Raw genomic sequence first — 14610 nt, 5'->3', positions numbered from 1 at the left:
TTGCTCATCAATCCCACAATTCGCGCTTCAGCTTCCGAAACGGAAACGGACCGCCACGCCATACATTCGCGGCTCGCCATATACGTAAGAATTGAACCCTGACTGGTAGGACGCACCATTCGAACCGATGATATAGGTTTCGTTGGTCAGATTGGTGGCAAAGGCGGACAGGTCGAAGTTCGATCCCATCACGCTGTTCCACTGAACATTCACGTTCAAAAGACCATTGCCGTCATTGGGGCCGCATACGACCGATCCACTGCTGTTGCGTGGGCAGCTTCCCCCGATCCAGGCATAGGGCTCGTCAATGCTTGCTTTCGTAGGCGATGTATATTGCGCATCGACATAGGAATAGGTTGCGGTCAGGCTGATATTGCCGATCGCCTCATCGACGGGCAGGTCAATTCGACCGGACAGGCTGAACTGGTTCTTGGGCGCGAACTGGAACGGCAGTCCATCCAATATGCAACTGTTCGACGGCGCGTCATAAGGTACATTGCCGCAGTCGAACCCGGCAGGAAGACCGAACGCAGGGATGCCGTTCGGAAATAGCGAGAGCTGGGTATACTCGTCATATTTGGCTTTGAGATAGGAGTAGTTTCCACTCAGCGTGAACCATTTGAATGGGCGGATCTCCCCTTCAAACTCAATACCTTGGATATGTGCTTTCCCAGCATTCCCGGTCTGTGCGCCAAAAATAGTACTGGTAGTCCCGGTCACTGGATCCGTATATTCGTACGCTGCACCGCCCGTCCTCTGAAGGTCCTTATATTTGGTGTAATAATAGTTGATGTTGGTTCGTACCGGGACCGATCCAATATGCCAGTCCGCCTTTATTCCCGCTTCATAGGCGGTCACGAATTCTGGTTGGAACACACGCAATTCGGGAGCGGGTGTGTCCTGACCTACCCCACCACTTTTGTATCCCCGGCTGACCTTTGCATACAACAGGACATCGGGAACGATCTTGTAGTCCAAGCCAAGCGTCCAGGTTGGCGCTTTGAAATTGGCGTCCTTCGAAATGACCGGGCCATTTGGTATTTCGAAATTGCCAATGGCAGTGGCCCTGTCCCAAGTATAGCGGTAGCCAGCAGTGATGCTAAGACCTTCCAGCGCGTCGACATGATCGTCAAACTTGATCGTGCCCTGTGCATACAGCGCTATGCTGCTCGATTTCTTCTGGCGACGCGCCGGATTGCTGAACTGCCCCCCTCCCTTGCCGATCGGCCTGACATTTTCATAGTAACTCCCCACTACATAGGTCAGCAGACCATCGCCCAGTTTCCCCTGAAGTTGAGGTTCAACCGAAAACTGCCGGGAATTGCTTCGATAATTATAATCGTCGCCATTAAGGCCGACTGGATCAATTTCAGGCGCGCCAATCCCACTTTGCCCGGCGACGAGCCGCGCGGCATAGTCATCCGGAAATCCATCACCGTCATAAGGCGCCGCGTGTTTCAGGCGAGAATAGTTGGCGATCGTCCGAAACGTCAGATTGTCGGAGAGATCTGCGGAAAATATATCGGTCAGCGAATAATAGCGCGTTTTCTCGCGCCAATCGAGCGGGCTGAGCCGCACTGAACGAATGCCCCGCGCATTCTGTTCGGCCAGAAATGTGCTGTAAGCTATTCCGGTTTCGGGGTCAGTGCCAGCCGGGACGGCGTTCAGCACTGTCGATCCACCATGTTCGTTACCTACGGTCATGGTGGCCATCAGATAATTTTCGATGCCTTCCGCCGGACGCCAGGTGAGCCCGGCCCGCAGGGAGTAGCGGTTGCGATCGTCGAGATCGGTGCCGGTCGTCAGTTCCTCCGTAAAACCATCCCGCTTCTGGTAGATGCCAGCGACCCGCAGAAGCAGTCTGTCTTCAACGATCGGTACGTTTATCGCTCCACGCAACTCAACCGAATCATAATTACCATATTGGACCTGACCGTAACCTTCGAACCGATCCGTCGGGCGTTGCGGTTCAAAGAGTAACGCGCCGCCCGTCGTATTCCGGCCGAACAACGTCCCCTGCGGGCCCCGCAATACCTGAACGTTGGCAAGGTCGTAATAGTTCGCGCCACCGGCATTTTGAGCATTGTTGCTCTGATCCGCGATGATCGGCACTTCGGCAAAATACAGAACCACGCCCGGAGCGGCAGCATATGTTGCCCCCTGCCCGCGAATGGTGACATTTTCCGAGCTGCGTTGCTGGCCCGATCCGCCAACCACAAGTGACGGGATCTGGCCGAACAGGTCCTGCGTGCTCTGGATGCCACGGCGGTCGAGGCCTTCCGACGAAAAGACAGTCGCTGAAATGGGTACGTTTTGCAGGCTCTCTTCGCGGCGGCGGGCCGTCACGACAATGTCGGAGAGGCGCGTCTGTGACGCTTCTCTGGCCGTCCCGTTAGCAGGCGGGGTGACGCCTTCACCTGCCTTCATGCTCTGACCAAATGCAGGCGATGCGAGCGCCCATGTTATGGCGCTGAATGATAGAATGCGTGATACGAATCTGGCTTTCATGTTAAACCATCCCCCTTCCCAAGATGAAGTGAAGTTCACTTCTACTCATTCAGCGGCGACAATCTTTTGTTTGCCGCTGTTAATTTTTTTGCGAGTTTAATCGGACCAAATGCAAATATATGCATTCAGTTGCTGCATTGATGCTTACTGCATCATCAGCATCGTCATTCTATTACATCAATATTTGGCAATAACCAAGGTTTGTCAACGGGGAAATTTTAACGCGATTTTCCGCCAAGCGGGACGCCGGAAAGCCAGCATTATCAATATAATCGCGCAGAATAGCGGTTGCCTCTACGGGTGCCCGACAATTGTCTTGTGCGAGGCGGTCGAGCCTGCGCGATCCGACCGAGTCATGTACGTTACTGCTCACGCTGGAACTTTCGGCGATGATTGGAGCGTCCGTTCGATCAGGAAGAACGTCGTCGCCCCGATCAGTGCTGCGACAATGAGGAAGATGATGACGAAGTCATAGTCGCCGAACAGGTCTCGCATCAGCCCTGCCGCAGGCGGCATGATGAACGTAAAGGGCAACGCGAAGACAGCGATCAGGCTCAAGGCGCGTGGCAGGGCGACGACGCCGAAAGCCCGTGTTGCAAGGACGTTCACTGGCGGCAATATGGATGAGCCACACATCCCCATGAGCAGCGTCGCCGCCGTCATGCCCGGCAACCATCCGGTCCCGATCAACGACCAGCTCACGGCAAAGCCCAGCCCTGCGACGGTCAGCGCCCGCGTTGGGCCAAAACGATCGCACAGATAGCCGGACAGGATCGATCCGGGGATGCTTCCAAAGCCCATCAACGATAGCAGCAACCCGCTCCCCTGCACCGGAATGCCGGATTCGACCGCGACGGGAACGATGTGGGAAAGTCCGGCAACGGACACTGCGTTGAAGATGCCATCGCCAATGACCATGGCCCAAAACAGCGGACGGAAAAGGAGCGCTCTGTTTGGATGCCGGTCGATCTTGATTTCCGAACCACCGGAATGGGCGATCTGGTTGGCGAGCGGCGGGTCGGCGATCCCCAGCATCAACGGAAGAAGCAATAGATGCAGACCCGCTAACGTCAGGAAAAAGGCGGGAAGACCAAATCGCTGGATGATGGTGACGCCCAGTATCGGGATCAGAATGAGGAGGAGCGGAATATTGGCCATCCCGACCGCCCGGCCGCGGGCCTGGGGAGACCAGCCGCCCGCCAATATGCTGGATGGGAAGGTTCCGAACATGGCGGTCCCGGGCCCGATCAGCAGCGCGCAGGATGTCAGCGCAATCAGCATGCTGGGCGCGAACGCCAGAGCGATATAGCCCGATGCCGACAACAGCATGCCGGAGATCATTGTCTTACGCAGCCCAAGCCGAATGATCATGGTGGCAACCAGGGGACTGGACAGGCTCAGGGTCAGCACTGTCAGCGCCAATCCCATGGACGCCATGGCGCGGGACGCGCCAAACCGCTCTTGCAGCGACAGCACGGCCACACCAAATCCGCCAAACGCGCAGCCCATCGCGGTGTTGCTGGAGAAAAATGCGCGCACAAGCATCATGCGCGCGCGGCGAGCGTGACCGTCCGAGACGGCCCCAAATACAGTGTCTGTCATCCGATCACGCCCAAGCTGCTATATGTGAGGGTAGAGGGTGATCGCGGCGCGATCACCGGCCCGTCGCGCAGTTTCCTCCGCTACTTTTCTCCAAGCGTCGCCATGTCGATGACAAAACGATAATGCACGTCCCCGCGACGCAGCCGCTCAAAAGCCACGTTAATGTCCTGCATCGCAATCATCTCGACATCGCAGGTGATGCCGTGTTCGGCGCAGAAATCGAGCATGTCCTGGGTCTCACGAATGCCGCCGACGTTGGAACTGACCACGGCCTTGCGACCCAGCATCAAAAGCCCGCCGTGAAGCGGTGGATCGATGGGTTCCAGCATTCCCAGGAGGATCAATTTGCCATCAAGCCGAAGACTCGTGATGTAGGGATTGAGATCGTGGGCGCTTGGGATCGTGTCGATGACAAAATCAAAGGCGTTGGCGGTGGCCGCCATCTGGGCTTCATCGGTTGAGATCACGATGTGGTCCGCGCCGAGACGCCGGGCTTCCTCCGCTTTATCGGGGCTGCGCGTGAAGAGTGTCACCTCAGCGCCCATCGCCTTGGCGAACTTGAGCGCCAGGTGCCCAAGCCCCCCCAGGCCAGCGACGGCGACCTTGTGCTCAGGGCCAACCTTCCAGTGACGAAGGGGCGCGTAGGTCGTGATGCCAGCGCAGAGCAGGGGTCCAGCAGACTTCAGATCGAGCGATGCCGGAACGCGAAGAACGAATTTGTCCGAAACGACGATGTGTTTCGAATAGCCCCCATAAGTCGGCATGCCGTCATGCCGGTCGACACTGCCATAGGTCGCGGTGGGCCAATTCTCGCAATAGGACTCTTCGCCAATCTCGCACGGCCGACACTCGCGGCAGGAATCGACGTAGCAGCCAACACCTACGAGGTCGCCCGGCTTGAAGCTCGTAACGCCGCTGCCGACACTCTGTACGCGGCCCACGATTTCATGCCCCGGCACCATCGGATAGTTGCTAAACCCCCAATCATTGCGGGCTTCATGCAAATCCGAATGGCATACACCGCAGTAGAGAATGTCGATCGACACATCGTCCGGTCGCAGATCGCGCCGGGGGACATCAAACAATTCCAGGTCGCCGTCGCTCGCAAGCGCCGCGTACCCCTTAGTCATGGTCGTCATAGTTCAATTACTCCGAAATAAGGCCAAGACGCTTGAGGTCGGAAAGATATTTTTCGATAAGTTCTCTCGACAGGGGAGGGATGTCGTTTACCGCGCCAACTTCGTATCGAATGACATCGGCCCGGAACCGATCAGCCGACACCATGGTCCCATATTGGGCAGGCATCTGATATTGGAGCTGGTGCAGCAGCGGCAGCGAGGAATGCTGCCTTTGTTCTTCGGGCAGTCCCCGCAACGCCGTAGCGAACCGGCCATACCAATCGGCATAGTCGTCGATGCGGGTGATCGGGTATCCCGCCGCGATTGCCCATTCGACAAAGCTGTCGAGCGAGATGCCATCATTATGCGGATTGATGACATGATAGGTCTGGATGCCATTTACGGCCTGTGCGCCAAGTGTGGCGATGGCTTCGGCTGTAAAATCGACCGGCAGGCCCGGATAATGTCCATTGTCGCCGATATAAAAACTCTTGGGAGCCAGTCCGGTCTGAACGATGCTCAATAGCAAGCGCGTGAACATGTCGGGGACATTCAACTGTCCCTCATATCGACTGTGAGCCAGGATCATGTCGGAACGGAAAATGGCCACCGGCAGACCGAAGCGCTCATGCGCGTCACGCAGCAATGCTTCGCCAGCCCATTTGCTGTTGGCATAACCATCCGCATAACCTGTCGCGACAAGGCCGCGGACGGGGGTTTTGACGCGTATGTCATCGGTCTCGTTGAGGATTCCGTCAGGCAGATAAGCGGCAGCGACGGTGGAGACATAGTTGATGCGCTTGAGCTTATGCGTGATCGCCAGGCGGATCACTTCGGCGGTGCCGACGACGTTCGGACCAAAAAGCTGCTGATAGGACAGAACATGGTTCACGAACGCGGCGGGATGAACGATAAGGTCAATCGTCTCCCCCAGTCGCGTCCAGTCGGCTTCACTCAAACCAAGCTGTGGCTCGCCAATATCGCCCGCCAAAACGTCCAGATGTCCATCGGCCAACTGTTCGAAGCGCACCTTCAAGGCCGCATCGCTGCTGAACACTTCCGCGATACGCCGACGCGCAGACGCTGCGTCCTGACCGCGAGCGATGCACACGACCCGTCCGCCGACGGCGGCCATCCGTTCGAGCCACTCCAGGCACAGGAACCGGCCAAGATAACCGTTGGCCCCGGTCAGCAGTACGGTCCGCACCTCGGTCGCGGGCGGCAGAGCTTTACTGCCAGCATCAAGCACGGACTGTGGGATGAAGCGGTCGAGCGTCAGATCGCTCGCACGTATCTCATTGGCGTCGCGACCATGCACCGAGGCGAAGGTCGGAGCGGTGGAGGCACCGCTGCGCGCTCTTTCGATATAACGCTCAAGGTCCTGCAGGCTGCCTGCGGGGTTGTTGATGACCGATGCAGGGACATCGACAGAGTAGATTTCCTCCAGCAGCAGCGAGAATGACAGGGCGGAAAGAGAGTCGCCGCCAAGGTCCGAGAAGCTCAAGCGCCGCGTCCGATCGACATGCTCCAGCCCCAGCGTCGCCCGCACGGCGCGGGCGATTGTCTCCAGGACAGGCGCGTTGCGTCCCTCCCGGCGGAGGGTGTCCAGCTCTTCATTCTGGCTTGCGGCGATCCGATCGTACAGACCTTCCAACGCCTCTGCATAGCGCTCCTTGAACTTCGGGCGCTGATATTTGCCAATGCCCGCCAGAAGGCCGTTTTCCACACTGAACGGCTCATGCTTGATGATGAAGTCGCGGGGGACTTCATAAGGCTGCAAATGTTCGGTGCGCGCCACATTCTGGATCGCCTCGCGCACCGCGTCCTTGATCGCCCTGGCGTCCTGCGCAATGCCCATTTGCTCAAGGGCTTCCTGGTTCGGCACGAACACCCCCACAAGGAAGGCGCGATCGCTGGTGCCGTAAAGATAAACCTGGCGAATGACGGGGTCGCCATTGGTGAAGAGCGCCTCCAGGCGTGCGATGGCGACGAACTCACCCTGGGCCAGCTTAAGCACATTATTGCGCCGGTCGACGTAGATCAGCCGATCCGGGGCGATCTCCGCCATGATATCCCCGGTCTTGTAATAGCCCTCCTCATCGAAAGCCTCAGCCGTGATGTCGGGGCGCTTATAATAGCCCAGCATGATGCTGGAGGTCTTCACCCGCAGTTCGCCACGCGGATAAGGCTTGTCCGTCTTGAAATAGCCAAGCTCGGGAACGTCATCGAGTTTGTAATCGATCACCGGCGGGCGCAGCACTCGATTGTCGTCGAGCACGGCGGCGACTTCGGTCGCGCCATAATTATTGCCCATCTTGAAGCCCAGCGACTCCTCCAGAAACTGGCGAAGGTCGGCGGCAAGCGGTGCCGATGCGAAGGAGGCGACGAGCAGGCGTCCGCCAAGCACAGTGTCCCGCGTTTCGCGCAGCAATTCCTGCTTGGCAGTCTCTGGATCGGTGCCAGCGGCGATCGCACGTTCAACTGAAACTTGATATTGTTGATAGATCATTTCGCAGACACGCGGGACCAGCATCATGTATGTCGGGCGGCTGAGGCGCATGTCATCGAAAAGATCGGACAGATCCTTCTTCCCGGTGAAATATCCGGTGCCGCCCTGGCCAAGAATCGAAAAGAGGATGCTTCGCCCTGATGTGTGATTCATCGGCAAATACATCAGGTTGATCATCGGCATCGGTGAATCGACGAGCCACAATGGCTTGACCATCCGCTCAGGCAGCATCGCGCCTTTCGGAAGACCCGTGCTCCCTGAAGTATAGTAGATCGTGCACAGCCGCTCAGCCGTATCGGGGCGATCGAACACCGGAGCCTTGGGCAGAGCTTCCCCGCGGGCGAGGAGCGTTTCAAGCGTCGCCATCACATGTCCAAGGCCCGCCGCAGCCAACTTCGCCTGCGCGACTTCAAACCGTTCGCGCTCGTCGTCGACCTCAGGATGGTAGTCGAAGACGACGAGTCCGCGAGGATGATGCCCGCTGACGATCAACTCAACGGCCGTATTGAGATATTCGATGCTCACTGCGAACCACTGCGGAGCTACCTCGTTAAAGATCGCCTGGGTCTGCTGAATTGCTGCATTGGCCTGAAGAGGAACGACAACTGCGCCGGTATAAATCGACGCGAGGTCGACCGTCACGAAGTCGATGCCGCCGAATGAGAGGATGCACATAATATCATCGGCCAAAAGCGGCTGATCCGCATCATGATGCCAAAAACTGGCCAGATTGGATGCGCGCTTCCACAGTTCCCGATAACTGATCATGTCATAACGCTTCAGCAGTTCGCGGCTGACCCGCCCGGTTTCCGGGTCCGTCGTCAGCTGTGCCGCCCGCTCCGCCAGAGCAGGCCGGTCGCCATAGCCTTCCATGCAAAGGGAAACGACCTGGGCAATCCCCAGACCGCGAGTTCTCTTCGCCAAACTGATTGCCGGATCGGGCGCCGCCGCCGCGAACTGACTGTCGGTTTCCATCAATTTATGCAGTTGGGATGCCACATGCTCAGGATAATCATCCATGGATATCGTATATTGTGAGCGATCAACCGTTTCGGTTCCATCCATTTTGGATCTCCTAACCAATAGCATTTTTATATTCAGGAGACTTCGACCAACGATAATCTTCGGCGAAATCTCGATCAGATCACTGTGTCGCGCAGGTCATCGCCGAAATCGTCGGCGAGAAAAAAACTGGTCGAACGTCCGCGCGCCCAGTCAGCGCTTTTCTATAAATGACATTTCGGCGCCAACTTAACCTAGCCGGGCAGCCATATCCCGGCCCGCAGGCACCCTCACAAGACAACGATGCTGGGCCGTTGCTTAGATATTTGGTAATCACCAAGGTTTGTCAACAATAATTTCAGCGGCTCTGGCTCGTCTCCCGCCAGTCGGTCAGGGCGTCGCGAAGCAGCGCAAAATTAGCGTTGACAAAACTTGGCGGTCACCAATAATTGAACGGTAAGCTCGGTTGATCCTGTCGAGCGATTGCCGACGAATTTAGCTAGCGCGGCTCAAGCCTGCCGCTCACATGAAGGACATGTCTACCATGAGCATCCAGCACCTTCCCAATACCGCGAGCATCGCAGAAGCGGAGGCCGTGGTTCGCGAACATGGCCACGTCATCATCGACAATCTCGCGTCGCATGAGATCATCGACCAGCTGGTCGCTGAGATGCAGCCCTATGTCGAGCAGTCCCCCGTGGGCGAGCGCCCCTGGGGTTACAAGACGAGGCGCACCGGGCGTCTGATGGCACGGTCACCGGTTGCACGGGACCTGGTAAGGCATCCACTCATGCTTGGCCTTGTCAAATCCCTGCTTTCCCACGCGCCGGGTATCCAGCTTGCGGTTACGGATATGATCACGCTCGATCCGGGGGCGGAAGCGCAGCCCCTCCACCGGGATGAACTGGCTTTCGGAAACTTCCCATTCCCGCCCGATTATGAAGTCGCGTATAATGTGATTTGGGCCCTGACGGACTTTACGGAAGAGAACGGCGCCACTCGGATTGTGCCCGGCAGCCACAAGAACCCACTGGTTGATCATTCGGGCGACGCCACTGTGCCTGCTGAAATGACCAAGGGTTCGGTCATAATCTTCTCTGCCAAGATTTGGCATGGCGGCGGCTCCAACGTGTCGACCGGCCCGCGGAGGGCGCAATCGTTCAACTTCACTGTCAATTGGCTCCGTCAGGAAGAAAATCAATTTATCGCCTGCCCTCCCAAGACTGCGCGCACGCTGCCCGAAGATCTTCTCAAACTCATGGGCTACGAAACCATCTATGGCGTTGGCCATGCTGGCGGACAGACCGATCCCCTGGCTGCTCTTTTCGAAGACGCCTGACTACATGCCCAACGCGCCGTGGGCTTTAAGGCCCACGGCTTCGCGCCAAACCTCATTGCATGACTTCGTAGCCGGGCCGGAAATGATCGGGGGGAGGTTCGCATGAAGATAGGCGTAAGCGGCGCGACCGGTCAGTTAGGCAAGGCGGTGCTTGGCTTCTTGAAAGCCCAAGCTGCCGACGCGAAGATTGTCGGCATTTCCCGCACCCCTAATAGGCTTGAAACGCAAATCGAATGCCGCCGTGGCGACTATGATGATCCGGCCAGCCTGGAACTGGCATATGCCGGCCTTGATCGATTGTTCATCATTCCCGGTTCAGACCCGGACTGGGCCGCGCGATGCCGTCAGATCGTCGCTGCCGTCGATGCCGCCGTCAGTGTCGGCGTCGGACAGATCATACTCATGTCCGACGTCGGAGCGCGTCAGGAAACGAGACCGAGCGTTGGCGCTGCCGGATGGCTTGGCGAACAGCGGTTGGTCACGACCGCGCCCTGCTGGACGATCCTGCGGGTGAACTATTTCGTCGAGTCATTCGCTCAGGAATCCCGCCTTTGCTTGCGCGAGGGAACTCTCACCGAACTGGGCGAAAGCCGCATCGCATTTGTATCCCGAGACGATGTCGCCGCTGCGGCGGCGGGCCTCCTGGTCGGCCACGGACACGCCGGGGCGACCTATAACGCCACCGGTCCGCACTCAGTGTCCGGGTCGGAACGCGCGGAAGCGATCTCGCGCATTGCAGGAATAGCTGTCAGATTTGAAACGGCCACCATGGAGCATCTTAGCGGCCGCCTGATCGCCGCGGGATATCCCGAGGCATATCTCGACGTGGTCATCGACACGAAGCAAAAATGCCTAACCGGTGCATTCGACATAGTCACCGGGGATGTCGAACGGCTGTCGGGCCGACGGCCCACTTCATTCATAGAAGGTCTCTCAAGTGCCTTAGGCGATGGGGCCGAGATAACCACGACGCCCCTGCCCTAGCTGCGACGACTTCACGGGCGTTGCCAGCTTTGCTATTTGCCCACGACGGCACGTCGGTCAATCGATCGAAATGCATTTGCTGATGGAGGAACCATGACAAAGATTCGTACCACGACGGCACGGGTGCGGCCCGGCATCTATGCCCGTGGTGCCGACACCGTCGATGCGATCCTCAAAGCGGCCAAGCATGTGCTGGTGGAAGAGGGTGCGAGTGCCTTTACGCTCCAGCGTATAGCCACCCAGTGCGGTTTGAAGGTTGGACATGTCAACCACCACTTTCCCCGCAAGGAAATGATCGTCCAAGTGCTGGTTGAGGAAATACTGACGACCGGCGAAGATCAGATTGATGGCGTCATGCGCAAACCCGGAATTTTGCCAGAAGTCGTGCTGGCCGAATTGATCGTCTTCATGCTCAATTACATCCGCACAAAGAATGCCACGCGCCTTTACACGGAACTTTGGGCGATGGCGAACAACAATGAATTTGTCGCCGGTCGGGTTGAAGCGTTGGACCGCTATGTTCAGACCCTCATTACAGAATTTGTCATGAAGACAAATCCACGTTTGGGGCCAGAGGATGCTGGCATCGTTGCGCTTTACATCTACGGCTCAACCAAGGGCATGATTGCATTTGCAGGATATGAAAAGCCCTGGGCATCTCAAATGCCACAGATTACGAACATAGCCGTCGCCAACCTGATCCATCTAGTGAAAACCATCACGCCCGAAGTCATATCAGCGCTGTCTCCCTTCCACAGCCTTGGCGTGACAGATAGAGCGACGCCACTGGTTCCCCAGAATATTTAGTTCTGGCCGGACCTATATCCATCCAAGGTGGATCGGCCCGTCTAAAGCACCCATCCACTGCCGCCGGTTCGCTGCCCAGCCATGCGTTGCAAGCGTCGGCCAAGCTGATCTGCCATATGCTTGCCTTCCACGCTCATAGTCGGTCCTTTGGGTTGAGCGGCCACTCGCAGGCTTTCATTGCTGCAGCATGTTGTTGGAAAACCGCCATATTCCAGATTTCCCACGCCTGTTAGAATGGCACGAAAAAAGCCTGACATAAAAGTTGAATGTATCAACATTCAGGCTTAGGAAAGTGACACCATATGAGGCCGAGCGCAGGCGATCAGTTATGCTGTCGGTTGGCATCGAAATACAGGGGCGCAATGGACGCGTCCGGCACTTCTCTCCGCTTGACAATATCAAGGAGCATTTTTGATTATGCGTGATCAGATCCTCGTGACGGGCGGCACCGGCAAGACCGGGCGCTATGTGGCCCAACATCTGGCCGCTCGGGGCATAGCGGCTCGGGTCGCCAGCCGCACGCCCCAGGGTGCCGACCAGATCCGGTTCGATTGGAACGATGCCAGCACGTTCGACGCGGCGCTGGAAGGAACCACGGCGATCTACATGGTCGCGCCATCCGATACGCTTGAGATTCTGGAGGGAATGCGTCCCTTCATGGAGCGCGCGGTGGCGGTCGGAGTCGGGCCGCTCGTGCTGCTCAGCGCCACGTCAACCCCGCCCGGCGGTCCGATGATGGGGGCAGCCCATCAGTGGCTGATCGATCATGCGCCGAACTGGACGGCGCTGCGCCCGACATGGTTCATGCAGAACTTTCTGGAATATCCCCACTCGGCCTCGATCGAAGAGGAAGGGAAGATTTATTCGGCCACCGGCAGGGGCCGCGTTGGATTCATCGACGCCGAGGATATCGCGCGCGTCGCCGTGGAGGCGCTGACCGGCACCGCGCTCAAGAACCGCGACGTCATCCTGACCGGCCCGGAAGCCATCGATTATCACGAGGTCGCGAGGCTGATCGCGCAGGCCAGTGGTCGCCCCGTCGAATATCACGAGCTCAGCGTCGACGCGCTCGCCGATCGGTTCGAGGCTGCGGGCATGCCGGCTGAATATGCGCAAGGCCTGGCGGCGGTCGATGGCGAGATCGCGAACGGGTCCGAGGAACAGGTCACCGATGAAGTAGGCGCGATCACGGGCCAGCCGGCGCGATCCTTCGCCGACTTTGCTGCAGCAAATCGAGCGGCTTGGGAAAAAAGCCGCTAAAGGACGGACCGGCCTGCTGCTGGAATGGGAGGAACATAATGCCAGCCCAACATCTGATCGATGTAGCGCACGCGCATCTCATCGCGGAGGGCGCAGGCGATTTCGACGCGGCGCTCGCCACGTTCGAGGGCGAACCGGTCTATGAACTGCTGCCGGTCGGCCTGCGGATGCGCGGGATGGACGCCGTCCGGCGCTATTATCGCCACTTCCTTGCCGAGGTGGTGCCGCGCTTCGTGACCGACAAGATCGTCGTGCACGGCAGCTGGGTAGGCGATACGGGGTTCGTCATCGAGAGCACCATCGTCTATCGTCACGACGACGGTCGCGAGGAGGCGTTTCGCATCCTGGGCATTCTCAAATTCGGCGAACGCGCGCTCATCGGCGAGCGGATCTACGCCGACGAGGCGTTCCTGCGGATCATGTTCGCGGGCGTTTGGGACGAGATGGAACCGATGGAGGATTGAGTGGCCCCTACCTTCAGCACGCTCTTGATCCGATCGATTGCCAACCCTTAAAAGAGACCATGAAAAAAGCCGTACGCGATGAAAATTCAGTCGATGCGGGTCCTTCGCGCCCCGGCAAATATTCCGCCGGATCGAAAACCGTAGACAGGATACTTCAAGCTGCCCTTCATATCCTGGTTGAGGAGGGCTCCACGGCGTTCACCTTGCAACGGGTCGCAACGGAATGTGATTTGAAGATAGGAAATGTCACGCGTCATTTCCCTCGAAAAGAAGTTCTTGTTAACGTCCTTTTGAACGAAATACTGGATTCCAGCGACAAGCTTCTTAAGCAGCGCGTCTATGACACGGACATGTCGCCCGAAGACGCACTCTTTCTTGTAATCACCGAAACAATGGACAATATAAAGATCAAGCAGACTACCCATTTGTTTACTGAAATATGGGCGATGAGCAATCATAATGAAATTCTGGCCGACCGTCTCGACGCATTATATCGTTATGTTCACACGTTGATTGGATCGTTCGTAAAGCAGCTAAATCCGTCTCTTAACGCGGATCAGGTTGAAACTGTTTCAATCTTCATCGATGCGACCATGATAGGAACGGTGGTGCTGGCGGGTCATAGCAAGCCGTGGGAACCAAAAATCCCGATTTTGGGAGCGATGGCAGCAAAAGTCCTCATCAACATGGTGAAAACAATCACTCCAGATGAAATCGAAGCCCTGTTAACGGGCCCAGAAGGGGCTTTGCTGCAAAGCAAGTCACGGCAATCGGCCCGAACAAGCTGATACCTTTCCGCTCGATATAGGAGGTGGCACGCCCCCGCCACCGCCACCGCCATCATCCGACTAGCTTTTGGATGGCCTGGGCCGCCCAATAGGGCCGCATCGACCACAGAGTCAGAGGATGAAAATCCGTAAACAGGTCGCGTTCATTTCGGCCCCCACCCTTGGCCACCACTTCCGTCATATTCGATCATCAACAATCTTGACTGATCATATATCATTGCGAATCATC

Annotated in this window: 10 protein-coding genes; 6 read left to right on the top strand and 4 right to left on the bottom strand. The window is 57.5% G+C overall.

Annotation, left to right across the window (positions count from 1 at the left end):
* Positions 1–27: 27 nt before the first annotated feature.
* From FHS54_RS14115 to car, 4 genes are all read right to left on the bottom strand, one after another.
* On the bottom strand, positions 28–2427 hold the full coding sequence (locus tag FHS54_RS14115; protein WP_167304732.1) for a TonB-dependent receptor: 2400 nt from the start codon (positions 2425–2427) through the stop codon (positions 28–30).
* A gap of 450 nt (positions 2428–2877) precedes the next feature.
* Positions 2878–4110 (bottom strand): MFS transporter, encoded by a 1233-nt coding sequence (locus tag FHS54_RS14110; protein WP_167304730.1) that lies wholly within the window; start codon positions 4108–4110, stop codon positions 2878–2880.
* Between the two features lie 80 nt (positions 4111–4190).
* Entirely contained in the window at positions 4191–5249 is a 1059-nt protein-coding gene (locus FHS54_RS14105) for an NAD(P)-dependent alcohol dehydrogenase (protein WP_167304728.1), read from the bottom strand.
* A gap of 7 nt (positions 5250–5256) precedes the next feature.
* Entirely contained in the window at positions 5257–8802 is a 3546-nt protein-coding gene (car, locus tag FHS54_RS14100; protein WP_208405040.1) for a carboxylic acid reductase, read from the bottom strand.
* Between the two features lie 481 nt (positions 8803–9283).
* Here car and FHS54_RS14095 point away from each other — a divergent pair, with 481 nt between their 5' ends.
* The 6 genes from FHS54_RS14095 (at position 9284) to FHS54_RS14070 (ending at position 14381) form a co-directional block, all read left to right on the top strand.
* Positions 9284–10078, top strand: a complete 795-nt coding sequence (locus tag FHS54_RS14095) for a phytanoyl-CoA dioxygenase family protein (RefSeq protein WP_167304726.1) — start codon at positions 9284–9286, stop codon at positions 10076–10078.
* 102 nt (positions 10079–10180) lie between these two features.
* Positions 10181–11062 (top strand): NAD(P)H-binding protein, encoded by an 882-nt coding sequence (locus FHS54_RS14090; protein WP_167304724.1) that lies wholly within the window; start codon positions 10181–10183, stop codon positions 11060–11062.
* Positions 11063–11155: 93 nt separating this feature from the next.
* Positions 11156–11869: a TetR/AcrR family transcriptional regulator gene (locus FHS54_RS14085; RefSeq protein WP_167304722.1), complete on the top strand. Its 714-nt coding sequence runs from the start codon at positions 11156–11158 to the stop codon at positions 11867–11869.
* A gap of 417 nt (positions 11870–12286) precedes the next feature.
* Positions 12287–13129 carry an NAD(P)H-binding protein gene (locus tag FHS54_RS14080; protein WP_167304721.1) on the top strand — a complete coding sequence of 281 codons (843 nt, stop codon included), beginning with the start codon at positions 12287–12289 and terminating at the stop codon, positions 13127–13129.
* Between the two features lie 38 nt (positions 13130–13167).
* Positions 13168–13593, top strand: coding sequence for a nuclear transport factor 2 family protein (locus FHS54_RS14075; RefSeq protein ID WP_167304719.1), 426 nt, complete (start codon positions 13168–13170; stop codon positions 13591–13593).
* A 59-nt stretch (positions 13594–13652) separates the two neighbouring features.
* On the top strand, positions 13653–14381 hold the full coding sequence (locus FHS54_RS14070; RefSeq protein ID WP_167304717.1) for a TetR/AcrR family transcriptional regulator: 729 nt from the start codon (positions 13653–13655) through the stop codon (positions 14379–14381).
* Positions 14382–14610 lie beyond the last annotated feature (229 nt).

It is taken from the genome of Sphingobium vermicomposti (assembly GCF_011762025.1).
Taxonomy (GTDB): domain Bacteria; phylum Pseudomonadota; class Alphaproteobacteria; order Sphingomonadales; family Sphingomonadaceae; genus Sphingobium; species Sphingobium vermicomposti.
This window is presented reverse-complemented; position numbering and strand designations above follow the sequence as displayed.